We start from the raw sequence: 24,026 nt of genomic DNA on the forward strand, positions 1-24,026 counted from the left end.
CCGCGCGTTACCCGTGCCGTCGATGCGATCGCCGGCTGCCTCCGTCCCTGGCGGGAGGCCTGGTGGCCTCCCTCGGGGCGCCCCTCCGGGGCGCTTCCGGTGGCGCGCTTAGCCGCCCTTCTCCAGTCGGGCGATCATCGGAGCGCGCGCAGCCATGATCAGCTGCGAGGCGCGCTCCTCGGTCATGCCTTCGATATCGATGAGCTCGTCGACGGCCAGGTCGCCCAGGTCGTCGAGCGTACGGATGCTGCGCTCGAGGAGCGCGTAAGCCGTGTTCTCATCCATGCCGTCGAGCTCCAGCAGCTCCTGCGACGGGCCTTCGACGTTTTCTTCGACAGCCAGCGCCTCGGTGAGCAGCGCGTCGCGGGCGCGGGCGCGGAGCTCCTCGACGATGTCTTCGTCGAAGCCGTCGATGGCCAGCAGCTCGGCGCTGGGCACATAGGCGATTTCTTCCACCGACGAGAAGCCCTCCTGCACGAGGATGCCGGCGATTTCCTGGTCGACTTCGAGGCGATCCATGAACAGCGCCAGCGCGGCCTGCTGCTCGGCCTCGCTCTTGGCCGTGACCTGGTCCTGCGTCATGACGTTGAGCTGCCAGCCGGTGAGCTTGCTGGCGAGGCGCACGTTCTGGCCGCCGCGGCCGATGGCCTGCGAGAGCTTGTCCTCGGCCACCGCGATATCCATCGAGTGCTTTTCCTCGTCCATGATGATGGACTGCACTTCGGCGGGCGCCATGGCGTTGATGACGTACTGGGCCTGGTTCTCGTGCCACAGGATGATGTCGACGCGCTCGCCGTTGAGCTCGTTGGACACCGCCTGCACGCGCGAGCCGCGCATGCCGATGCACGCGCCGATGGGGTCGGTGCGGCTATCGTGCGCCACCACGGCGATCTTGGCGCGGTCGCCCGGGTCGCGGGCGCAGCCCTTGATCTCGACCAGACCCTGGCCCACTTCCGGCACTTCGAGCTTGAACAGCTCCATCATGAATTCCGGCGCGCTGCGCGACACGAACAGCTGCGGGCCACGGATTTCCGACTTCACCTCGTACAGGTAGCCGCGGACGCGGTCGCCCACGCGGTGCGATTCGCGGGGGATCGTCTTGTCGCGGGGGATGAACGCCTCGGCGTTGCTGCCCAGGTCGAGGTAGACGTTGCCGCGCTCGACGCGCTTGACGATGCCGGTGACGAGTTCGCCCACGCGGTCGATGAAGGCATCGACCACCTGCTGGCGCTCGGCCTCGCGGACGCGCTGCACGATGACCTGCTTGGCGGCCTGCGCGGCGATGCGACCGAACTCGGCGTTCTCGATCTGTTCCTCGAGGTAATCGCCCACCTGCGCGTTCTCGTCGTCGTCCAGCGCATCCATGAGGCGCATCTGGAAGAACGGCGACTCCATCTCGCCGTCGTCGGCGATGACTTCGTAGCGACGGAAGGTTTCGTAATCGCCGCTGTTACGGTCGATCTCGACGCGGATATCCGGATCCTCGTCGGGGTAGCGCTTCTTGGCGGCAGAGGCCAGCGCCGCTTCCATGGCTTCGAAAATAACTTCGCGCGGCACGCCCTTTTCGTTGGCGACCGCGTCGACTACCAGCAAAAGTTCTTTGCTCATTGCCGCTACTCCCAATGAGGATGCCCCGCGGCATCCCGTCGTTTCGTTATTTGGATTTCTTCTCGCCCGGCTTGGGCTTCGGCTGCGGGGCATAACCCAGCGCCACCCAATCAGGCACCACGCGGGCGCTTTCGACGTCCGCGTGCTCGAATTCGAACCGGCCCGCCTCGCCTTCCACCACAAGGTGCTCGCCATTGACGTCGACGACGTTGCCCTTGAGGCGGCGGCGACCCTCGATGGGGGCCTTCAGCAGCACCTTCACTTCCTGGCCCATGACGCGCGCGAACTGCGCGGCGGTGAACAGGGGCCGGTCGATGCCGGGGGAGGAGACCTCCAGTACATAGTTGCCCGGGATCGGGTCTTCAACATCGAGCCATGCCGAGAACTCGCGGCTGGCGGCCTCGCAGTCGTCGACCGTGACTTCGGGCGACTCGCGGCCTTCCTGCGCGCCTTCGGGCACGTCGAGGTAAACGCGCAGCGTGCTCTGCCCGCCGCCGGCCGGGGAAAATTCGATGCCCAGGACCTCGAGGCCGAGGTCGGCGACGATATCCGAGAAGCGCTGTGATAGTGCGTTGGTATCCAAGGTTACCTGCGGTTTCCTGGTGGCCAGAAACAAAAAAAGGGCGCGACGGCCCATTCCTTTCGTCGCCGATGTATCCGACACTTTCCTTCCGGCCAAGCCCATAAAGCGTTGATTTCGCTCATAAGCGTGGCGCGACGCACTCCTTGCGCCCAACAAAAAAGCCTCACGAGGAGGCTTTCTTGTAAAAAGAAAGGTCCTTGAAGCGGGCGCTGGTCATCAATGTGTCATCGATGCACAACGGCGCTTAAGATTCAGCAATTCTATCGCAAAAGCGCGCGTTCGCGCAAGGTCGCGGGCGTGGGACGAAACGTGTAACCCAGCGCCCCGCCGTGCGTTAATGGCCCTAGAATGGCCCATCGGGCCATGGGGGGATACCGGGCGGATGGATGGGGTCACGGGCTTGGACACCCACACGCTGGGCATCATTGGCCTGGCCGTGGGCATCGCTATCGCGTTGAGCTTTTCGCTGACGAGCGTCGTGCTCCGTGGCATGGCGGCGCTTTACGTCTGGGCGGCCGCCTTCTGGCTCCTTACCGGCGCAGGCCTCGCCCAGGGCTACGACGAGAACGGCAGCTTCCTCTCCGTCATCGTCGGCAGCGCCCTCATCGCGCTCGCCAATGCCGCGATGCTGGTCGGCATCGCCATGCACCTGGGCCAGCCCCTTCGCCTGCGCTGGCCCGTCATCGTCATCGGCGTGTTCCTCGCCATCCAGGTGGCCTTCCTGCTGTGGCCGCCCAGCCAGGTCGTGGAGACCATGGTCTTCGGCCTGAAAAGCATCCTGTGGGACAGCTGGATGGTGTACCTCCTGCTGGTCCGCGCGCCACGCGAACTGCGGATGGGCAGCTTGTTCACGGCCACCGTGTTCATCATCGACATCTTCTTCTACCTATCGCGGGGTTTCATCTCGCTGCACCCTGAGATCGAATCCCCTGAACTGGCGTCGCTGCTCACCACGTCGAACTACCTGTTCGGCATCCTCTGCACCTTCCTGCTGAGCACGGGGTTCACCCTGCTGCTGTCGCAGCGGCTGGTGCACGACTTGCGCCAGGCGGCCGAGGTCGACGGGCTCACTGGCTTGCTCAACCGTACGGCGCTCATCAACGCCGCGCTGCCCATCCTGCACGCAAACCGCGGGCACACGCATGCCGTGCTGCTGTTCGACCTCGACCATTTCAAGGCGATCAACGACCGCTGGGGCCACGCGGGTGGCGATGCCGTCCTGAAGCACTTCACCCGCACCCTGCGCGAGGGCCGCCTGCCCGCCCGCGCCCTCGTCTCGCGCTATGGCGGCGAGGAGTTCATGATCCTCGTGCCCTGCACCAGCGCCAACGTAGCGGCCGCCCTGGCGGAGTCGCTGCGCGCCCTGGTCGAGCGCTCGCCCGCCGCCTACGGCGGCGACGAGATCCGCTTCACCACCAGCGTGGGCGTGGCCACGGGCGAGAACGCGCACCTGCAGCGCCTGATCGACACGGCGGACGACGCCCTCTACCAGGCCAAGCGCGCGGGCCGCGACCGCGTAGCCGTGATGGTATCGGGCGAGGAAGCCGCCCCGGCGGAAGGCGATGCGCCCGAGGCGGCTGGGTTGGCGATGTAGCGTTAGGCTGCGCGTGGGCGGATGCGTTCGAGCGCATCGCCAATGCGCCGCTCAGCCATTTCAAGTTCGTAGTTCAACTGCAGGTTCATCCAGCTTCGCGGGTCGGTGCCGAAGTAACGGGCAAGCCTCAATGCGGTGTCGGCCGTGATGCCACGCTTGCCGGTGACGAGCTCGTTGACGCGCGCCGCGGTGACGCCGATCGCGATGGCGAGGGAGTTTGCGGACAGCGCATAGGGCCGCATGAAGTCCTCTCGAAGCACTTCGCCGGGATGCACAGGTGGGAGCCGCTCGGTCATGGCAAGCCTCTAGTGGTAGTCGACGATTTCGACAGCATGGACATCGCCATCGACCCAACGAAAACAGATGCGGAACTGATCGTTGATCCGGATGCTGAACTGCCCCGCCCTGTCCCCCTTCAAGAGTTCCAGCCGGTTTCCGGGTGGACTGCACAAAAAGGCAAGCGAGGCGGCTGCGTTGATCTGGGCGAGTTTTCGACGTGCAACCGTAGCTACCGCCGACCACCTCGGCACCCGATAACCGCGAGTCAGCGTTTCCGTGTCCTTGTCCGCGAACGAGAGGATCATCCCACATCACTTATCGATTGTCGATAAGTGATCATGTCACCAGGGCTGCGCCGCGCATGTAGGCGGCCGCTTAGATCGCCGTAGGCTTATCGCTTGCCGTAGAACGGCCAAATACCCGGCGTCGCGTAGGCTTTTTCCCACGAGCCATGCCCGACGCCAGGAAACTCCGTGTACTGCACCGGCGAGCCGATGCGCTTCAGCGCGGCTGCCATCTGGCGGGACTGCTCGGGCGGCACGGTGCCGTCGTCGGCGCCGTGGAAGAGTTGTACCGGCGTGCCGCGCACCTTGCTCGCGACCCAGGCGAAGACCGCCTCGCGCCCCTCTTCCACCGGCGCGCCCCAGATGCCGCTCGCTAGCGTGCCGTCCCGCGTGCTGAACACGCCGCCACACACGATGAGCAAGCCCGTGAATTCGCCAGGGTGTTCAGCGGCAAGCTTCCACGTGCCGAAGCCACCATCGGACAAGCCGGTGACGAACACCTGCTTTGGGTCAGCATGGAACTCCGCCATCGAGATGCGCAGCATCGTGCGCGCCGCTTCCGCCACCGAGTGATCGCGCCAGCTCTGCCCCATGTGCGCCTGCGGAATGACGACCACTGCGGGGAAGTCGGTGTGTGCCTTCAGTTAGGGCGGCAGGCCCTGGCTCATCTGGGCCTGGTTGTCGCCACCCTTCTCGCCGCTACCGTGCAGGAACAGCACGATAGGCGGGTTTCGCGATGCCTTGAGGTCGCCGGGGATGTAGAGCTGGTAGCGATAGTCGACACCTTCGATTTTCGCCGCGCGTTGCTCGAAATGGCCGGGCGTTGACGCAGCGACAGGAAACGCCAGTAGGAGAAGAAGCAGCAAAGCCATGCGGATCATCCCGTTGCACCCTTCAATGGAAACCGGCCTATCGAATGCCAGCCCGACTCGAGCCGCGCCATGATGTCGATCGCCTCGCAGTGGCACACGGCGTGGCGATGCGACAGGCGTTCTTCCAGGGTATGGGAAATCGCATCGCGATCATCCGCATGCCGAACATTCCGCGCCACCGACAGATGCGGCGTGAAGTGATCAAACTGCCGGCCCGTGCGTGGACGATCGGGAAACGCGGCCTCCAGCGCATGCGCCAGCGCGATGATGCCTGCATCGTTCGACGGGGCCACCCACACCGTGGACGGAAACGTACCCACCCTGTCGAGCCTGAACGTCATCGCCGCGTGTCGGGATGCCACCTCGCCCAGCGCATCGCGATGCGCCTGCGTGATGGCCTGGGAATCATGGAACGGGTAAACGAGCGTGAAATGCGGCCCCAGCCCCAGCTTCGCGGATGGATCGAGCCGCGCCCGCAAGTCGCCCACGAGCGGTTCCGCATCCGGCACCTGCAGCGCCAGCAGCGTGCGGCTCATTCGTCGTGCACCGCCACGCGGCTAATCCAGTTTCGCGCACGGCGGGCGAGGCGGTCACCCTCCTCTTCGCCGTCGAAATCGACCGCGGCAGGTTCGGCAAGCGCCACGTCACCTTCGAACAGCCGCACGTTGACAACGGCGTATGTCTTCCCATCGACGAGGCTGGTGCATACAGGCACCGCGCCGCATTGCGCGCAGACATGAAAATCGGCCGTGCGCGTGCCAAAGCGATAGCGCGACACGCTGGCGTCGTCGCCCACGCGTACATCGACGGCCGCATCGGGATGCCCTGTCCACGCGGCCCCGTGTTTGCGACAGAAGGCACACGCGCACTCGCGCGGCGTGACGGCGACGCCGCCCGGCCAGGCCAGGTCGAACGCGATGTTCCCGCAATGGCAGGCACCATGGATGCGCATGATCACTCCTTCGTCCGCGAGCCCCCGATGGTAGCGCGCCTTCAGCGTTCTTCCAGCCAGTGCCACGGCGGCTCGTCCAGCATGCCCTGCCCGGCGATGGCCGTCTGGCTCATGGCCTTCTCCAGTCGCACGGAATGGCAGGCCTCTGCCGCCTCCAGCGTGGCGATGAGCCGCGAGGCGTGCGACACCACCCACACCTGGCTGCGCTCGGATGCCGCCAGGATGAGGCGCCCCAGGGCCGGGAGCAGGTCGGGGTGCAGGCTGGTCTCCGGCTCGTTCAGCACCATCAGGGGCGGCGGCCGCGGGGTATGCAACGCCGCGATCCACAGCAGGTAGCGCAAGGTACCGTCCGAGAGTTCGGCGGCGGACAACGGCCGCAGCAGCCCCGGCTGGTGGAACCACAGCGTGAGGCGGCCACCTTCAGGGGCGATGCTGACGCTGGCACCGGGGAAGGCATCGTCCACGGCGGCCTCCAGTGAGGGAACGTTGCCGATTTCGCGGATCGTTTGCCAGGCCGCGGCAAGGTCGCGGCCATCGTGGCTGAGCACGGGCGTGCGCGTGGCCAGTTGGGGCAGGCGCGCCGGCGCGTCGAAGTCCGAGCGGAAATGGTCGTAGAACCGCCACGCGCGGATCGTCTCGCGCAGCAGCATGACCTCGGGCGCGCGTTCCGGGTCGGCCACCTGCGTGAAGATGGATTCGAAGGGTGCGATCCCTTGTGCGATGGCCCGCCAGCTGCGCCCCTCGCGCGAGCGCACGGCCCCGCCCTTCCTCTCGACCAGCGCATTGGCACCACGCAGGAAAGGCCCCTTGAAGATCACCTCGGACTTGATGACCGGATCGAAGTCGAACATGGACAGCGACGGAATGGGGTAACCAAGGTCGACGGCATAGCCAAACGCATCGCTGGCGAACCCAAGCCGCAGTGCTACGGCGTTCACGCGCACCGTCCCCTGCACAGGCTCAGTACCCGCCCGCATGCCCTTCGAGAGTTTCTCTGGCCCCGCCCACAACGTGGACCCGAGCCCACCCTCGCGCGAGAGCGCGCCGACGATGCCGCCCTGCGCCGCCTCGGCGAGCAACCGAAGCGCGCGGTAGAGGTTCGACTTGCCACTGCCATTGGGACCGGTGACGAGGTTCACGGCGGCCATGGGCATGACAAGGGAACGAAGCGAACGATAGTTGTGGACGGCGAGCGTGGTGAGCGTGGTGATCCTTCGACCGTGGCTCACTCCACGATACCGAGCCGCCGTCTCGCCGGCCGAGACCGGCGGGGGAAACAAAAAGGGCGCCCGTCCGCGAGGACGGGCGCCCCACCCTGCCAGCCGCTTAGTTGGTCCAGGTCGCCTTCAGCGAGACGCCCGAGAACGCGGCGTAGCCGTTGAGCATCACGTAGTACGTGCCCGCCTGCGGCGAGGTGAACGAGCACGACTCGGCATTGCCGGTGAGGTACGGACGGCAGCTGTAGCTGGACGTCGTCGGCGCGGAGCCGAACTTCACGTACAGATCGGCATCGCCGCTACCGCCGGAAATGGCGATCTTCAGGTTCTTCGCGCCGGCGGGCACGGCCACGGTGTACTGCACCTGGCCGTTCTTCGCCGCGGAGAGACCCGTGGCCGCCACGCCGTTCGACAGCTGGTTACCCGAGGTACCGCCACCGCCGGTGCCCGTGCCACCGCCACCGGTGCCACCCGTCACCCAGTTCGCCTGGGCGTAGGTGTTGAGCTTGCCGATGTCGAAGCTGCCGAAACCCGTGGCTTCGTCGAACCCGGAGCCCGCGGTGTAACCATGGTTCTGGTAGCCGTTGTTGCCCGAGGTCACGTCATGCAGCAGCGAGGCCTGGGTGGGGAACGCGGCATAGAACTTCGACGCCGGGAAGCCGATGCCGTTGTTGGCGGCCGATTCGATGCGGGCGAATGCGCCGACGAACAGCGGTGATGCCAGCGAGGTACCGCCCACCTGTTCGGTGGACCCGTTGACGACGATCAGCGCGCCGGACGAGGACGCCGCATCGAACGCCACGTCGGGGCCGACGCGCTTGGTGCTGCTCGACACCGACGACTGCCACGAGGGCGCGGCCTCGTAGAGACTGGTGCCGCCGCCCGTCGCCCACAGGCGCTGGTTGTTGTCACCCTGGCTCGGCGCGATGGCGGCGAGGCCCTCGTTCCATACCGTTTCGCCCGACCACGCGGTGCCACTGGTGGACAGCTGCGTGCCGCCTACCTGGATGACGTAGGGCGAGCTCGCCGGCTCGCTCACCGAGTAATGGGTGAGGTCGATCTTCACCGTGCCCGCCGAGTTGGCCACGTAGCCCGGCGAACCCGAGAGCGGATCCTGCGACCACTGGTAAACACCGGCGTCGCCCGAGGCGATGGAGAAGATCTGGCCTTGCGCGACGGCCTGCTGGAAGATGGCATCGTCCGCGGCCTGCGTACCCGACTCTTCGGCGGCGGTCTCGTCTTCACCCAGCGACACATTGATGAGCTTGGCGATGTTGTCGGTCACTGCCTTGTTGTAGGTCGCCGTGATGCCCGCGTCGGTGATGCCGCTCGAGGTCGAGCTGCCGTTCGGCGAGGTGTAGAAGATGAGCTGCTTCACGCCGCCGGCGATACCCACGATGTCCTGGCTGTCGAGCGACCATTCGCCGTTCGAATCCGGGTCGTTGGCGAACGTGCCACTGCCCACCTTCGTAATGGTGCTGTTGACCGTCGCAAGGCCGGCGCTCGAGGTGAAGCTGTTGAGGTCGCTCACGGTCTGCGTGATGGAACCCCAGGTGATGATGCCCACCGCGGTATTCGTCGCGGCCGGCACGCTGCTGCCGCCGTAGATCGCGGCGAAGTCCTGCGGGTGGTGCGCGCTTACCGCCGCGGCGGCCAGCGTGCTCGACGCGGGGCCCGGCTGCGTCACGCGCTCGGGGTGGAACACGTGGTGGAGCGTGTGCTTCACGCTGACGTTCTGCAGGCCAAGCACGCTGTTGACCGAGTCACCCAGGGCAGCGGGCACGAGCGCCGGCGTGTCGTTAGCGAAGAACTCGCGGCCGCCCGCATCGAAGCGCTTGATGCTGGTGTGGAAGCCGTTGGTGGCGGCACCGGCATTACCGTCCGCCGAGATGAGCAGGTTGTTCGGCGCCACCTCGATGTTCGTGAAGCCCGACTGGCGCAGGTGTGCCACCACGGCGTCCACCTGGGCCTGCGTGGGCCCGTATTGCGCCTTGAACTGGTCGGGCGACAGGAATTGCCCATAGGCCGGGTTGCCGGGCGTGGTGACGTTATGCAGGAACGCCTGCAGCTGGTCGGCGTTGCGCAGCTTCATGCCGACGACGACATGCAGCGGGTGGTCCGCCGCCATCGCTGTCACGGCCGCACCCTGGATAGCGGGCTGGCCGGTCATGTTGATCTTGTACCCGGCCGATACGGCCGTAGCCCCCGTCGTGCTATTGGCGGCCAGGGTCTGCGCCGTGGCGGCCGGCAGCAGCGCCGCCTTCGTATTCGTGGACACCCATGCATCTTCCGCATGCGCCCCCAGGGTGGTCATCGCGAGGGTGATCGCGACCGTCAATGCCGTCTTCCGAGTGACGCGAAAAGCATCGATCTTCATTGCGTTGTGTTCCTTCGTTTGCCCGTAGGAAGCCGCACACATTGCGTGGCGGCGTAGTCACTGCAGGCGCCCCGGCGCAGGAAATTTCGAACCCCCGGCCGTTACGCCTTCTCTCCCCCTGACCATCGAGAAGGCGCTGTAGGAACTTTCGCCAACCTTTCATTTGAATCGATCTGGTTGACGGTCGAACAGAGTGTGTGACGTACGTCGTGTGTCCGAGTGCGTTGTTCAGCGACCAGCGGGAGGGGGCTTGGATCCGTTCGCCGTGACGCATGCGCACGTTCTTACGATGGCTGCCGTGTAGCCAGCGGCAGGTAGATATCGGTGACGGCTTCGTGTTCGGGCACATCGGGGAAGAACGCCACGCGCTGGAAGAACAACGGCGCATCACGCGGCACTTCGCCTGTCGCGCTGAGCCACTCGCCATAGAGGTAGCGGACGCTGTCGGCAAGCAAGGCATCGGAACCCTCGTGGCGCAAGACGGCGCAGCGCCCTGCTTCGATCACGGCCGCGACGACACCCGCCTCGTTCGGCTCGACGTACGCGCAACTGCAGGCGATATCCATGCGGAACGCATCGGCTGGCGTCTCGTCAGGATCGGCATACACGAGGTTCCATGTCGCCGCCCTCGACGGCGGCAAGCCATGCGCACGGCGCCACGCGATGAAGCGGCGAATGGTATCGCCGATGTGCCCCGGCGGCCCGATGTGCGCCAGGCTGGCGATGGGCATGCCGGGAAATGCGATGATGCGGACGTCCGTGTGCACGTGGGAAACGGCCATATGGAATCTCCTTACGTTATCGAGGTCGTGCCATGCCCCTGCCCAGCGCGCCCAGTCGGGTTGCCCACGGAACGCCCCGGGCGATTGCCCAAGGCGTTGGCTGAATGCGCGGGAGAACGCCTCGGCACTCTCGTACCCGGCGTCGAGCGCCATGGCGAGCACCGTGACATCGGGCCGGAACGCCGCTTGCCATGCGGCCCGTTTGAACCGTGACAACTGGACGTACCGATGCACGCCCATGCCGGTCAGCGCGGCAAAGCGCCGATGGAAATGGAACGAGGAATAAGCCGCCTCGGCTGCCAGCACCTCAAGGGGCAAGGGCTGGTCAAGGTGGTGGTCGATATAGCCGAGTACGCGGCGGAAGCGGTCGTGGTCCATGCGGCAAGCGTAGCGTCGCTGCCACCGCCACGCATGACGGATCTTGCGGCGTGCGGGTATTAGCGTTTGCCTCCGCCGCCACCGCCCGCCGGGGGTGCCGACGGTGCCCGGTCCTGCGCCGGGATGCCCTGCGGCATGTTCTGCGGCATGCTCGGTTGCCAGTTCGGCGACGGTGGCGGCATGTCCATCAGGGCCGACGTCGGCGTCACGCGATCGAAGCGCAGCGAGCCAAGCGTGGCCGTGGCGGCGAAGAAGCGCCATGGGTCACCGCTGCCGGCGCCCATCGCGATGTGCGTGGTGTCGTACCGGGTCAAGGCGGAATCGAAGTTCTGCCATCGCTCATCCACCCATGCCTGCACCCACGCATGGGGAATGAAGACCCGGTTGGCCCCCGCGTAGCGATCGGCGTAGACGATACCCGTGACCACGCGCGCCGGGATGCCCAGTGAGCGGGCGAACGCCGCCAGCAGGACAGCGTGCTCGGTGCAATCGCCGTTAAGGTCGCGCAGCGTATCCAGCGCCGTCGCATAACCGACGTCGAGGCCCTTGTCGCGCAGGTGATCGGAGGTCCAGGAGCGCAGCCGGCGCATCTGGTTCAACGGCGTGGTTGCGCTCCCTACGATCTTCCGCGCTGCGTCACGGATCTCCGGGGCGTCGGATTGCACCCACGGGTTGGGCAGCGTGTCGTCCCTGGTCGGCCCCGGCTCGTCGCCGTGGTGGCGGTTGCCGCCCACGTCCACTTCGTACAGCCCGTCAGCCACCTTGCGAACGTCCTGGTCATCGGTATCGAGGAACGGGTTCAGGTGGTTTCCCTTCACCCCGACGACGTAGCGTATCGGGGCATAGCGGACATTGCCGGGAATAAGCCGCGGCGATACGGCCATGGTCTTGCGCAGTACGTCGACATCCTGGTCGGGCGCCTTGGCACACGCCTCGTCGCACGCGGCCATCTCGAGGCGGAAGGCGTACAGCGGCGAGATGGAGCGACGGATATTGCCCTGGTCATCCACCCACGTTTCCGTCCACTGCGATCCCTTGGAACCCGCGAGCACCTGGCGCAGGTGGTGCAGCCGCTCCACGCCGCCGGGGAGGTCGACCAGTTCGTCGCCCACCACGGTGACCTCGACGTCAGCGACCTGCTGGCGGCCGGGCTGGAAGACGCGCTGGCTGTACGTCGTGCCGGGGACGAAGCCGTGGCGGCGGATATCGAGCCGCTGGCCTTCCGGCATGAAAGCGCCCTCAGGCCACTGCAACAAGGCAACCTTGGTCTGGCCGCCTACGTTGGTCGCCACCTGGAATACCCCTGGGCCATGCAGCTCGGCGTCGATATCGACCAGCTGCGTACCCTGCCCCGTCTTCGTCGAGAAGCTGATCGGCGCGCCCGTGGCCGATTCGACCAGCGTGGCGTCGGCATGCGTCACGAGGGGCGTGTTGAACCGGTTCACCCGCATGTCCATCGACTGCACGGTGGTGACCCTGTCCGCATCGACATCGCGCTGGATATGCACCTTGCCGACCTTCTGGCCGTCGAGCATGACGCTCATCCAGGTATCGGTGGCGTGCGCCGCGGGCACGGCGGCGAGGCAGGCGGCAAGGACCGTACAACGGACGCGCATGGGATTCCTTTCGTTGATCGCGTGCTGACTGTGTAGAGGTGCCAGCAAACGGCGTCAAGTGAAAGGAAGTTGAGAAAAGAAAAAGGCGCTGACCAAAGTCAGCGCCTTTTAGAAAAACTGGTAGCGGGGGTAGGATTCGAACCTACGACCTTCGGGTTATGAGCCCGACGAGCTGCCAGACTGCTCCACCCCGCATCAGAGTCAAAAAAGTATAGCTACGTGGCGAGGTTCTTGCAAGCCCTTTCTTACGACTTTATTACCCACCAAACGCGCGCTGGCACCACGCGAACAGCGGCGACCAGGTGAAGCCGAGCACGAGCAGCGCGATCGCGTTGAGCGACAACACGATGCGCGACGTGGCATCCGGCGTGGCGCGCACGTCGGTACCCTCGTTCGGCTGGTCGAAGTACATGACCTTCACCACGCGCAGGTAGTAGTACAGGCCGATGATGGCGAACACCGCGCCGGCGATGGCCAGCCACAGGAAGCCCGCATCCATCGCCGCCTTCAGCACCAGCAGCTTGCCGAAGAAACCGAACAGCGGCGGCACGCCGGCCAGCGAGAACATCACCAGCAGCATCATGAAGGCGAACCACGGCGAACGCTGGTTCAGGCCCTTCAGGTCGTCGATCTCCTCGCACTCGAAGCCGGCGCGCGACAGCACCAGGATCATGCCGAACGCGGCGGCGCTGGTGAGCGCGTAGCTGACGGCATAGAACATGGAAGCCGAGTAACCTTCCGGCCCGGCGTTGACCATGCCCACGAGCAGGTAGCCCATGTGCGAGATGGTCGAGTACGCCAGCAGGCGCTTCAGGTTCGTCTGCACGAGGGCGACGAGGTTGCCGATGGCCAGCGAAAGCACGGCCAGCACCGCCAGCATCAACTGCCACTGCGGGGCCAGGCCGGTGGTGCCGCCGGCGATATCGCCCATGCCGGTGGAAAGCAGGCGGTAGGCCATGGCGAACGCGGCAAGCTTCTGCGCCGAACCGATGAACACGGTGACGGCGGTCGGCGAGCCCTGGTACACGTCCGGGATCCACATGTGGAACGGCGCGGCGCCGAGCTTGAAGCCGATGCCCACGATCATGAACACCAGGCCGAACAGCAGCAGCGTGTGCCATTCCGCACCAACGATGGCGGCGTGGATGGCATGAAGGTCGAGGCTGTGGGTGGCGCCGTACACCATCGACATGCCGTATAGCAGCATGCCCGAGGCCAGCGCGCCCAGCACGAAGTACTTGATGGCCGCTTCGGACGAGAGGCGCGAGTCACGGTTCAGCGCAACCAGTGCATACGACGACAGCGTCAGCAGCTCGAGGCCGAGGTAGACGGTGACGAGGCTGCCCGCCGAGACGAGGAACATGATGCCGATCGTGGCGAAGATCGACAGCGTGTAGAACTCGCCGAACGGTATGGCACGATCCTTCAGGTACGGGCGGGCATAGATGAAGATGACCGCCATGAGCAGCAGCGAGAACACCTTCAGCACCTCGGCCACGCCGTCGCGCACGAACATGCCGCTGAACGCGGTGATGCTGCCATCGGGCTGGCCGCTCACGACCAGGTACGCGCCAACGAGGAGGACGAGCACCGAAAGCCAGTGCACCGCGCCCTTCTGGCCGGCCTTGAGGCAGGCGTCGAGCACCAGCAGCACGCAGGCGGCGACCGTCAGGTACGCCTCGGGGAGCAGGATAAGGATGTCATTGATACCAGGCATGGACTATTTCCCGCTCAGACTTTCGAAATGGCCAGCTGCTCGACGATCCGAGCAACCGACGCATCCATGAGGTGGACCAGGGGCTCCGGCCAGATACCGAAGACCAGCACACCGGCGGCGAACGCCGAGAGCATGAAGATCTCGCGCCCGTTGACGTCCGTCAGTTCCTTCACGTGCGGGTTGGTGATGTCACCCCACAGCACGCGCTTCACCATCCACAGCGTGTAGGCCGCGCCGATGATCAGCGTGAAGGCGGCGAACAGCGCGATCCACGGGTTGGCACTGAACGAGGCCAGGATGACCATGAACTCGCCCACGAAACCGCTGGTGCCCGGCAGGCCGCTGTTGGCCATGGCGAACAGCACGTAGAACGGCGCGAACACCGGCATCACGTTGATGACACCGCCGTAGTCCTTGATCTGGCGCGAGTGCAGGCGGTCGTACAGCACGCCGATGCAGCTGAACATGGCGCCGGAGATGAAGCCGTGCGAGATCATCTGAACCATCGCACCCTGCATGCCCAGGCGGGCGGCATCGGGGTTGTTGGCTTCGCGCACCAGCATGAAGGCGATGAAGATGCCCAGGGTGACGAAACCCATGTGCGCGATGGACGAGTACGCCACCAGCTTCTTCATGTCGCCCTGCACCAGCGCCACGTAGCCGATGTAGCACACGGCGATGAGCGAGAGCAGGATGATCAGCCACGCGAAGTGCTCGGAGGCATCCGGCACGATGGGCAGCGAGAAGCGCAGGAAACCGTAGCCACCGATCTTCAGCATCACCGCGGCCAGCACCACCGAACCGCCGGTGGGCGCTTCCACGTGGGCATCCGGCAGCCAGGTATGCACCGGCACCATGGGCACCTTGATGGCGAAGCCCAGCAGGAACGCGAAGAACAGCCAGCTCTGCTCGGTGAGCGTGAGCGGCACCTTGGCCATGTCGGCCAGGGCGAAGCTGCCGCCGGTCTTGTGGTACAGGTAGATCAGGCCGATCAGCATGAAGATCGAGCCGAAGAACGTGTAGATGAAGAACTTCAGCGTGGCGTAGACGCGGCGCGGGCCACCCCAGATACCGATGATGACGAACATCGGGATCAGCATGGCCTCGAAGAACACGTAGAACAGCAGCGCGTCCGTGGCACAGAACACACCCACCATGCAGCCCTCGAGGACGAGCATGGCGGCCATGTACTGGTGCGGCTTGTTCTGGATCACTTCCCATGCACCCACGATCACGAGGATCTGGGTGAACGTGGTGAGGATGATCAGTGCGACGGAGATACCGTCGACCGCCAGCGAGTAGTTGATGCCGAGCGACGGGATCCAGCTGAAGGATTCCGCCAGCTGCATGGTGCCGGTGGTGGCGTCATAGCCAGGCAGGAGCGCAAGGCTGGCGGCGAAGGTGGCCACCGCCACCAGCAGCGCAAGCCAGCGGGCGAGGCCCGGGCGGCCGGCGCCGGCCAGCAGCACCGGGATGGCGCCGATGATCGGAAGCCAGATCAGCAGGCTGAGCAAGTGATTCGACATAAAGCTCGTTTCCCTTATTGCCCGATCAGCCAGTACCCGCCGAGAAGCAGGATAAGGCCGAGGATCATGGCGAACGCGTAATGGAAGAGGAATCCGGACTGCAGGCGGCGTGCACCACCCGCGATGCGCTGCACGAGGCCAGCCGAGCCGTTGACGAGTGCGCCGTCGATGATGGCCTGGTCGCCCACCTTCGACAGGCCTTCGCCCAGCTTCACGCCGCCCTTCGCGAACACCGCGAAGTACAGTTCGTCGATCCAGTACTTATGGTTGAGCAGCTCGTACACCGGCTTGAGCGCGTTCTTCGCCTTGTCGGCGACGGACGGGTTGAACAGGTACACGTAGGTGGCGACCGCGAAGCCGGCAAAGGCGATCCAGAACGGTGCCTGCGTGAAGCCGTGGAGGCCCGCGGCGACCGCGCCGTGGAACTCGTGGGCCAGCTCGCCCAGCACGTTGTTCTCTTCCTTCACCTGGATGGCCTTGCCGAACCAGCCGTCGAACAGCATCGGCTTGACGGTGAACAAGCCCACCAGGATCGAGGGGATCGACAGCAGCACCAGCGGCACCGTCACCACCCAGGGCGACTCGTGCGGCGCGTGCTCGAGCACGCCCGGCGTGCCGTGGCCGTGGTCGTCGTGCGCATCGTCATGGTGGTCGGCGTGGGCGTCGTGGCCGTGGTGGCCATGCGCCTTGTGCTCCACCGTGAAGCGCTCCTTGCCATGGAAGGTCATGTACAGGAGGCGGAAGCTGTAGAGCGAGGTGACGAACACACCGCCGAGCACGCACCAGTGCGCGTAGGTGGCACCCCAGCGGTGCGATTCACCCACGGCTTCAATGATCGCGTCTTTCGAGTAGAAGCCCGAGAAGAACGGCGTGCCGGCCAGGGCCAGCGAACCGATCCACATCGTGATCCAGGTGACCGGCATGTACTTGCGCAGGCCGCCCATGTAGCGCATGTCCTGCTCGTGGTGCATGCCCATGATGACCGAGCCGGCGCCGAGGAACAGCAGCGCCTTGAAGAAGGCGTGGGTCATGAGGTGGAACACGGCGCCGCTGTACGCGGAGACGCCCAGCGCGACAGTCATGTAGCCCAGCTGCGAGAGCGTGGAGTACGCGATGACGCGCTTGATGTCGTTCTGCACGATGCCGATGAGGCCGGTGAAGAACGCGGTGGTGGAACCGATGACGAGGATGAACGACAGCGCCGTTTCGCTGAGCTCGAAGATCGGCGACATGCGGGCGACCATGAAGATGCCCGCGGTGACCATGGTGGCCGCGTGGATCAGCGCCGAGATGGGGGTCGGGCCTTCCATCGAATCGGGCAGCCACACGTGCAGCGGCACCTGGGCCGACTTGCCCATGGCGCCGATGAACAGGCAGATGCCGATCACCGTGGCGGCATCCCACGCATGGTTCTGCGTGATCTGCAGGGTCTTGCCGACCAGCGTGGGGGCGTGGTCGAAGGCGGTCTGGTAATCGAGCGTGCCGAGGAAGTACAGCACGGCCGAGATGCCCAGCAGGAAGCCGAAGTCACCCACGCGGTTGACCAGGAACGCCTTGAGGTTGGCGAAGATGGCCGTCGGGCGCTTGTACCAGAAGCCGATCAACAGGTACGACACCAGGCCCACCGCTTCCCAGCCGAAGAACAGCTGCATGAAGTTGTTGCTCATGACGAGCATCAGCATCGAGAAGGTGAAGAGCGAGATGTAGCTGAAGAAGCGCTGGTAGCCCGGGTCGTCCGCCATGTAGCCGATGGTGTACAGGTGCACCAGCAGCGACACGAAGGTGACCACCACCATCATCATGGCGGTGAGGCGGTCGACCATGAAGCCGACCGAGGCGTGGAAGCGGCCGATCTCAAACCAGGTGTAGACATCCTGGTTGAAGTTGGCCGCCCCGCCCCACACCAGCTGGTAGAGCACGTAGAACGAGAGGCCGCAGGCGATGGCCACGCCCAGGATGGTGGCGCTGTGCGCCCCCGCCCGGCCGATGACCTTGCCGAAGAAGCCGGCCAGGATCGCGCCGGCCAGCGGGGCCAGTGCGATCGTAAGCAGGATTGAAAGCGAGAGACTCATCGGATCAACCCTTCATGCTGTCGATTTCGGCGACGTTGATGGTGCTGCGGTTGCGGAACAGCAGCACCAAAATCGCCAGGCCGATGGCGGATTCCGCCGCGGCCACGGTGAGGATGAAGAACACGAACACCTGGCCCTGCACGTCGCCGAAGAAGCGCGAGAAAGCCACGAAGTTGGTGTTCACCGCGAGGAGCATGAGCTCGATCGCCATGAGCAGCACGATCACGTTCTTGCGGTTGATGAACACGCCGGCGACGGCGATGCAGAACAGGATCGCGCCGAGCACGATGTAATGGGAAAGCGTGATCACTTGGCGTTCTCCTGCGTCGGTTCGGCGGCCGGGGGCGCCGGCGGCGGCACCACCGAGGCGACCTGGCTGGGGGCCATCTTCACCACGCGCACGCGCTCGGTGGCCTTGACGGACACCTGCTGGGCGGCCGACTGGTGGCGCACGCCAAGGCGCTGGCGCAGCGTGAGGGCCACGGCGGCCACCACGCCCACGGTGAGGATCAGCGCGGCGATTTCGAAGGGCAGCAGGAAGTCGGTGTACAGGGCCTGGCCCAGCCACGCGACGTTCGAGTTGCCGGCAGGGTTCGGGCCGAGCGTGTGGGCGTGCATCGACTTGACGCCGATCATGGCCAGCATCTCGACCAGCATGACCACGGCGACGATGATGCCCACCGGCAGGTAGCGGATAAAGCCCTCGCGGACCACCTCCTGCTTGATGTCGAGCATCATGACCACGAACAGGAACAGCACCATCACCGCGCCGACGTAGACGACGACGAGGGCGATGGCGAGGAACTCCGCCTCGGCCAGCAGCCAGACGCAGGCCATGCTGAAGAAGGTGAGCACCAGCGACAGCACGGCATGCACCGAGTTGCGCACGCTGATGACCATGAGGCCGGCAATGACGGCCACGCCACCGAAGAGGTAGAAACAGATGAGTTGAAGCAGGTCGTTATTCATCGTTGGTTCCCGGGGCCCTTAGCGGTAAGCCGCGTCCTGGGCGCGGGCGGCAGCGATGTCCTGCTCGAAGCGGTCGCCAATGGCCAGCAGCTGGGCCTTGGTCACCACGTTCTCGCCGCGATGTTCCATGTGGTACTCGTGCACGTGCGTCTCGACGATGGAATCGACCGGGCAGCTCTCTTCGCAGAAGCCGCAGAAGATGCACTTGAACAGGTCGATGTCGTAGCGCGTGGTGCGGCGCTGGCCGTCTTCCGGGCGCGGGGCCGAGTCGATGGTGATGGCGAGCGCCGGGCACACCGCCTCGCACAGCTTGCACGCGATGCACCGCTCTTCGCCGTTGGCGTAACGGCGCAGGGCGTGCAGGCCGCGGAAGCGGTTCGACTTGGGGATGTGCTCGAACGGGTAGCGCATCGTGTACTTCGGCTTGAACATGTAGCGCATGGTCAGGCCCATGCCCTTGAACAGTTCGAGCAGCAGCAGGCTCTTGAAATAATGGGTTACGCGGGACATGGCTCTTTAGGCTCCCGTGCCGATGTGGACCCAGCCGAAATACTTCATGCAGCCGGCGACGAGGACCCACACGATGGTGATGGGGATGAAGACCTTCCAGCCGAGGCGCATGATCTGGTCATAGCGGTAGCGCGGGAAGCTGGCGCGGAACCACAGGAACAGGAAGGCAAAGACGAACACCTTGGCGAACAGCCACAGGATGCTGGCGTGGCCCAGGAAGCCGAAGCTCTCCGGGAACGGCGACAGCCAGCCACCCATGAACAGGATGGAGGTGAGGAAGCTCACCAGGATCATGTTGGCGTATTCGGCCAGGAAGAACAGCGCGAACGGCGAGCCGGAGTACTCCACGTGGAAACCGGCGACGATTTCCGATTCACCTTCGGCCACGTCGAACGGTGCGCGGTTGGTTTCCGCCACGCCGGAGACGAAGTAGATGATGAAGACCGGCAGCAGCGGGAGCCAGTACCAGCTGAGGATGCTGCCGTGCTGCGCCTCGACGATGGCCGTGAGGTTGAGGCTGCCCGTGAGCACCAGCACGCAGACGATGGACATGCCCATCGACAGCTCGTACGAAATGACCTGCGCCGCGGCGCGCATGGCGCCGAGCATCGCGTAGCGCGAGTTGGACGACCAGCCGGCCAGGATGATGCCGTAGACGCCCATCGAGGTCATGGCCAGCAGGTACAGCACGCCGGCGTTGACGTTGGCGAGCACCACGCCCGGCGCGAACGGCACCACCGCCCATGCCGCCAGCGCCGGCACCAGGGCCAGCATCGGGGCGAGGAAGTAGAGCAGCTTGTTCGCGTTGGTCGGCAGCACCACTTCCTTGATGAGCAGCTTCACCACGTCGGCGAAGGCCTGCAGCAGGCCGGCGGGGCCGACCTTGTTGGGCCCCATGCGGACGTGCATCCAGCCCAGCACCTTGCGTTCCCACCACACATAGAGCGCGACGGTGACGACGAGCGGCAGGACCACCGCCAGGATGAAGAGCACCGGCAGCAAGAGGTGGTCGAAGAGTTGATCGGCCATGGGTTACGCCTTGCTCAGGGTGATGGCGGCGCCGTACGGCGGCAGCATCGCGGTTTCGGGAAGCGCGGCGTCGATCCACGCGGCACCGGCCGGCACCGCGTCGTCGACGATCACCGGCAGCACGCTGTCGCCGACGCGGGCGTTGCCGCCATCGGCCAGGCCAAGCTTGCTGGCGTCGTCGGCCGCGATGCGGACGGCGGCGGGACGGTTCAGCGGGTGTGCGTTCAGCGCACCGGCGCGGCGCAGCACGGCGTCGGCACGGTAGATGGGCACCGTGGCGATGCGCGACAGCGACGTGGCCGGGGCACGCTGGCCGAGCACCGCGCGGATGTCGGCGGCGCGCTCGACCATGCCATCGCGCAGGCCGGCCAGGTCGTCGAACTCAAAGCCGGCGACGCCGAGCGAACCGCCCAGCGCACGCAGCACCTTCCAGCCCTCGCGGGCCTCGCCCGGGGCCTTGCCGCCCGCGGTGACGGCCTGGGCGGTGCCCTCGGCGTTCACCAGCGTGCCGTCAAGTTCCGGCGTGAGCGCGATCGGCAGGATCACGTCGGCCGAATCCTTGAGGGCGTCGGAAGCGTAGGCGGCGAAAGCCACGACGGTCTGCGCCGAGTGCATGGCCTGCTGGGCCAGCGCGCCGTCGGCGAAGTCGTACGGCGGCTCGACGTTGTACAGCACGTAGCCCTTGCGGGGCTGCGCCAGCATGGCGCGCGCATCGAGGCCGCCAGCGGTCGGCAGCACGCCGACGGTCGACAGGCCGATGGCGTTGGCGCCGGCCGGGATTTCATTGAACGCCGCACCCGAGGCCTGGGCCAGGAAGCGCGCGATGGCGCGCAGCCAGGAGGCTTCCGGGTGGTTGGCGGCGGCGTGGCCGAAGATGACCACGGCGCCCTCCCCTGCGAACGCCTTGTAGGCATCGCGGTGGGCATCGGTGGTGTCGGCACCGTTGACGACGGCCGCGATGGCCTCCGGCACGGTGGCACCGGCCTCGGCGGCGGCCTTGGCGAGCTTCAGCAGCTCGTCGACCAGCGCGTGCGGCGCGGCCACGGCTTCACCGGCGAGCGGGAAGTTGAAGTGGAAGTGCGCCGGGTTGACGGCGAACACCTTGGCGCCCTTCTTCACCGCCTGGCGGATGCGGTGGTTGAGGAGCGGCACTTCGTAGCGCAGGTCGGAACCGACCAGCAGCGCGGTCTTCACCTTGTCGAGCGACGCGACCGGCGCCGCGAAGGGCCTGGCGAACGCGTTGTCGGCGAAGTCGAGCTGGCGCAGGCGGTGGTCGACATGGGCGCTGCCCAGGCCACGGGCGAGGCGGACGATAAGCTCGCCCTCCTCGTTCGTGGTGGCCGGGTTCACCAGGATACCGAGGTCGGCACCGGCGACGCTCTTGAGCGCTTCGCGGGCCACCGACAGCGCGTCGTCCCACGTGGTGGTGGCCCACTGGCCGTTACGCTTCACCATCGGCGCCTTGACGCGGTCGGCCGCGTACAGGCCCTGGTGGCTGTAGCGGTCGCGGTCCGAGAGCCAGCACTCGTTGATCGATTCGTTATCGCGCGGCACGGTGCGCAGCACTTCGCCACGGCGGGTGTGCAGCCACAGGTTCGAACCCAGCGCGTCGTGGTAGGCCACCGACGGGCGTGCGATCAGCTCCCAGGCGCGGGCCTGGAACTGGAACGGCTTGTTGGTCAGCGCGCCGACCGGGCAGACGTCGATGATGTTGCCCGACAGTTCGCTCTCGATCGTCTTGCCGATGTAGGTGCCGATCTCGAGGTTTTCGCCGCGGCTCATGCCACCCAGCTCGTACGTGCCGGCGATCTCGCTGGTGAAGCGGACGCAGCGCGTGCACTGGATGCAGCGGGTCATTTCGGTGGCGATCAGGGGGCCGAGGTTCTCGTCGGCCACCGTGCGCTTGCGCTCGACATAGCGCGATACCGAACGGCCGTAGCCGAGCGAGACGTCCTGCAGCTCGCACTCACCGCCCTGGTCGCAGATGGGGCAATCCAGCGGGTGGTTGATGAGCAGGAATTCCATGACGTTGCGCTGCGACTTCAGCGCCTTGTCGGAACGCGTGAACACCTTCATGCCCTCGCCCACCGGCGTGGCGCATGCCGGTGCCGGCTTGGGCATCTTCTCGATTTCCACCAGGCACATGCGGCAGTTGGCGGCGATCGGGAGCTTGCGGTGGTAGCAGAAGCGCGGGATGGCGATGCCGACGGCATCGGCCGCCTGGATGATCATCGACCCCTTGGCTACCTGCACCGGCACGCCGTCGATTTCGACGTTGACGAGATCCGGCGCGGCGTTGGCTACGGGCTGCGCACTCATGCAGCGACTCCAGTGGTGGCCGTGTCAGCCGGGCCGTCCACGATGGAACGGCCATGCTGCACGTAGTATTCGAATTCGTGCCAGAAGTGGTGCAGGAAGCCCTGCACCGGCCACGCGGCGGCCTCGCCGAACGCGCAGATGGTGTGGCCTTCGATCTGGCCGGCGACGGCCTTCAGGCGGTGCAGGTCGTCCTGCGTGCCCTTGCCCTCGACGATGCGCGACAGCACGCGGTGCATCCAGCCGGTGCCTTCGCGGCACGGGGTGCACTGGCCGCACGACTCGGCCATGTAGAAACGCGAGATGCGATGGCAGGCGCGCACCATGCAGGTCTTCTCGTCCATCACGATGACCGCGCCGGAGCCCAGGCCCGAACCCGCCTTCTGCAGCGAGTCGTAATCCATGGTGCATTCCATCATCTTGTCGGCCGGCAGCACCTTCATGGAGGAGCCGCCCGGGATCACCGCCTTCAGCTTGTGGCCGTTGCGGACGCCGCCCGCCATCTCCAGCAGCTCGGAGAACGGGGTGCCAAGCTTGATCTCGAAGTTACCCGGGTTGTTGATGTGCCCGGACACCGAGAAGATCTTGGGGCCGCCGTTGTTCGGCTTGCCGATGTTGAGGAACCACTCCGCGCCGTTGCGCAGGATGGCCGGCACCGAGGCGTAGGTTTCGGTGTTGTTGATGGTGGTCGGGCGGCCATAGAGACCGAAGCCGGCCGGGAACGGCGGCTTGAAGCGCGGCTGGCCCTTCTTGCCCTCGAGCGACTCCATCAGCGCGGTTTCTTCACCGCAGATGTAGGCGCCCGCGCCCAGCGCGTTGTAGATATCCACGTCGATGCCGGAGCCGTCGATGTCCTTGCCCAGCAGGCCAGCGGCGTACGCTTCCTTCAGGGCTTCCTCGATGTGCTCGAACGGCTCGTGGTGGAACTCACCGCGCAGGTAGTTGTAGGCCACGGTGGAACCGGTGCAGTAGCACGCGATGGCCAGGCCCTCGAGCACCGCATGCGGGTTGAAGCGCAGGATGTCGCGGTCCTTGCAGGTGCCCGGCTCGGATTCGTCCGAGTTGCACAGGATGTACTTCTGGCCCGGCGCCGTGCGCGGCATGAACGACCACTTCAGGCCGGTGGGGAAGCCGGCGCCGCCGCGGCCGCGCAGCGAGCTCTTCTTGATCTCTTCGATCAGCGCGGCCGGATCGGGCTTTTCAGCCAGGATCTTGCGCCACGCCTTCCAGCCGTCGACCTTCTCGTAGCTCTCGAGCGACCAGGGCTTTTCGAAATGCAGGGTCGTGTAGACGACCTGGTGTTCCTTGGGTGCGGGTCCGACCGGACCAGTGGTGCTAGCCATTG

General features: G+C 65.8%; 22 protein-coding genes and 1 tRNA gene. 1 reads left to right on the forward strand and 22 read right to left on the reverse strand.

Going from position 1 to position 24,026, the window contains the following annotated elements; translation table 11 throughout:
- Window positions 1-108: 108 nt before the first annotated feature.
- Together nusA and rimP are read right to left on the reverse strand one after the other, a co-directional pair.
- Complete coding sequence (gene nusA, locus VI08_RS01465; RefSeq protein ID WP_045827772.1) at window positions 109-1,608, reverse strand: transcription termination factor NusA; 1,500 nt, start codon at window positions 1,606-1,608, stop codon at window positions 109-111.
- Window positions 1,609-1,654: 46 nt separating this feature from the next.
- Window positions 1,655-2,191, reverse strand: a complete 537-nt coding sequence (gene rimP / locus VI08_RS01470; RefSeq protein WP_045827773.1) for a ribosome maturation factor RimP — start codon at window positions 2,189-2,191, stop codon at window positions 1,655-1,657.
- Between the two features lie 400 nt (window positions 2,192-2,591).
- Between rimP and VI08_RS01475 the strand changes: the two genes are divergently transcribed.
- On the forward strand, window positions 2,592-3,785 hold the full coding sequence (locus VI08_RS01475) for a GGDEF domain-containing protein (RefSeq protein ID WP_232309411.1): 1,194 nt from the start codon (window positions 2,592-2,594) through the stop codon (window positions 3,783-3,785).
- Between the two features lie 2 nt (window positions 3,786-3,787).
- Here the strand turns inward: VI08_RS01475 and VI08_RS01480 are convergent, their stop codons facing one another.
- From VI08_RS01480 to nuoF, 20 genes are all read right to left on the reverse strand, one after another.
- Window positions 3,788-4,081 carry a HigA family addiction module antitoxin gene (locus VI08_RS01480; RefSeq protein WP_045827774.1) on the reverse strand — a complete coding sequence of 98 codons (294 nt, stop codon included), beginning with the start codon at window positions 4,079-4,081 and terminating at the stop codon, window positions 3,788-3,790.
- 9 nt (window positions 4,082-4,090) lie between these two features.
- Window positions 4,091-4,369, reverse strand: a complete 279-nt coding sequence (locus tag VI08_RS01485; RefSeq protein WP_045827775.1) for a type II toxin-antitoxin system RelE/ParE family toxin — start codon at window positions 4,367-4,369, stop codon at window positions 4,091-4,093.
- Window positions 4,370-4,455: 86 nt separating this feature from the next.
- Window positions 4,456-4,965, reverse strand: coding sequence for a prolyl oligopeptidase family serine peptidase (locus tag VI08_RS01490; protein WP_052697616.1), 510 nt, complete (start codon window positions 4,963-4,965; stop codon window positions 4,456-4,458).
- A gap of 27 nt (window positions 4,966-4,992) precedes the next feature.
- Complete coding sequence (locus VI08_RS20670) at window positions 4,993-5,220, reverse strand: hypothetical protein (RefSeq protein WP_157006229.1); 228 nt, start codon at window positions 5,218-5,220, stop codon at window positions 4,993-4,995.
- Window positions 5,221-5,225: 5 nt separating this feature from the next.
- Window positions 5,226-5,756, reverse strand: a complete 531-nt coding sequence (locus VI08_RS01495) for a 2'-5' RNA ligase family protein (RefSeq protein WP_045827776.1) — start codon at window positions 5,754-5,756, stop codon at window positions 5,226-5,228.
- A complete protein-coding gene (locus VI08_RS01500; RefSeq protein WP_232309447.1) occupies window positions 5,753-6,238 on the reverse strand; it encodes a GFA family protein in 486 nt (161 codons plus the stop codon). Before VI08_RS01500 ends, VI08_RS01495 begins: the two co-directional genes overlap by 4 nt.
- Complete coding sequence (locus VI08_RS01505) at window positions 6,214-7,326, reverse strand: AAA family ATPase (RefSeq protein WP_045827965.1); 1,113 nt, start codon at window positions 7,324-7,326, stop codon at window positions 6,214-6,216. Before VI08_RS01505 ends, VI08_RS01500 begins: the two co-directional genes overlap by 25 nt.
- A gap of 172 nt (window positions 7,327-7,498) precedes the next feature.
- The gene (locus tag VI08_RS01510; protein ID WP_045827778.1) at window positions 7,499-9,766 is read right to left on the reverse strand and encodes a protease pro-enzyme activation domain-containing protein; all 2,268 of its coding nucleotides are present in this window, start codon (window positions 9,764-9,766) and stop codon (window positions 7,499-7,501) included.
- Window positions 9,767-10,050: 284 nt separating this feature from the next.
- A complete protein-coding gene (locus VI08_RS01515) occupies window positions 10,051-10,926 on the reverse strand; it encodes an AraC family transcriptional regulator (protein ID WP_045827779.1) in 876 nt (291 codons plus the stop codon).
- A 59-nt stretch (window positions 10,927-10,985) separates the two neighbouring features.
- Window positions 10,986-12,542: a transglutaminase-like domain-containing protein gene (locus tag VI08_RS01520; protein ID WP_045827780.1), complete on the reverse strand. Its 1,557-nt coding sequence runs from the start codon at window positions 12,540-12,542 to the stop codon at window positions 10,986-10,988.
- Between the two features lie 118 nt (window positions 12,543-12,660).
- Window positions 12,661-12,737, reverse strand: a tRNA-Met gene (locus tag VI08_RS01525).
- Window positions 12,738-12,798: 61 nt separating this feature from the next.
- Window positions 12,799-14,259, reverse strand: coding sequence for an NADH-quinone oxidoreductase subunit NuoN (gene nuoN / locus VI08_RS01530; RefSeq protein ID WP_045827781.1), 1,461 nt, complete (start codon window positions 14,257-14,259; stop codon window positions 12,799-12,801).
- 14 nt (window positions 14,260-14,273) lie between these two features.
- Window positions 14,274-15,785 (reverse strand): NADH-quinone oxidoreductase subunit M, encoded by a 1,512-nt coding sequence (locus VI08_RS01535; protein WP_045827782.1) that lies wholly within the window; start codon window positions 15,783-15,785, stop codon window positions 14,274-14,276.
- Between the two features lie 14 nt (window positions 15,786-15,799).
- Window positions 15,800-17,857: an NADH-quinone oxidoreductase subunit L gene (nuoL, locus tag VI08_RS01540; protein ID WP_045827783.1), complete on the reverse strand. Its 2,058-nt coding sequence runs from the start codon at window positions 17,855-17,857 to the stop codon at window positions 15,800-15,802.
- Window positions 17,858-17,861: 4 nt separating this feature from the next.
- The gene (nuoK, locus tag VI08_RS01545; RefSeq protein ID WP_045827784.1) at window positions 17,862-18,167 is read right to left on the reverse strand and encodes an NADH-quinone oxidoreductase subunit NuoK; all 306 of its coding nucleotides are present in this window, start codon (window positions 18,165-18,167) and stop codon (window positions 17,862-17,864) included.
- Window positions 18,164-18,826 carry an NADH-quinone oxidoreductase subunit J gene (locus tag VI08_RS01550; RefSeq protein WP_045827785.1) on the reverse strand — a complete coding sequence of 221 codons (663 nt, stop codon included), beginning with the start codon at window positions 18,824-18,826 and terminating at the stop codon, window positions 18,164-18,166. The genes nuoK and VI08_RS01550 overlap by 4 nt, the downstream gene beginning before the upstream one ends.
- Before the next feature lie 18 nt (window positions 18,827-18,844).
- Window positions 18,845-19,336 (reverse strand): NADH-quinone oxidoreductase subunit NuoI, encoded by a 492-nt coding sequence (gene nuoI, locus VI08_RS01555; protein ID WP_045827786.1) that lies wholly within the window; start codon window positions 19,334-19,336, stop codon window positions 18,845-18,847.
- A gap of 6 nt (window positions 19,337-19,342) precedes the next feature.
- Window positions 19,343-20,365 carry an NADH-quinone oxidoreductase subunit NuoH gene (nuoH, locus tag VI08_RS01560; RefSeq protein ID WP_045827787.1) on the reverse strand — a complete coding sequence of 341 codons (1,023 nt, stop codon included), beginning with the start codon at window positions 20,363-20,365 and terminating at the stop codon, window positions 19,343-19,345.
- Window positions 20,366-20,368: 3 nt separating this feature from the next.
- On the reverse strand, window positions 20,369-22,684 hold the full coding sequence (nuoG, locus tag VI08_RS01565) for an NADH-quinone oxidoreductase subunit NuoG (protein WP_045827788.1): 2,316 nt from the start codon (window positions 22,682-22,684) through the stop codon (window positions 20,369-20,371).
- Window positions 22,681-24,024 (reverse strand): NADH-quinone oxidoreductase subunit NuoF, encoded by a 1,344-nt coding sequence (gene nuoF, locus VI08_RS01570; RefSeq protein WP_045827789.1) that lies wholly within the window; start codon window positions 24,022-24,024, stop codon window positions 22,681-22,683. Before nuoF ends, nuoG begins: the two co-directional genes overlap by 4 nt.
- Between the last annotated feature and the right edge of the window lie 2 nt (window positions 24,025-24,026).

Origin of the sequence: Luteibacter yeojuensis (assembly GCF_000964085.1) — a bacterium.
Classification (GTDB): Bacteria; Pseudomonadota; Gammaproteobacteria; order Xanthomonadales; family Rhodanobacteraceae; genus Luteibacter; species Luteibacter yeojuensis_A.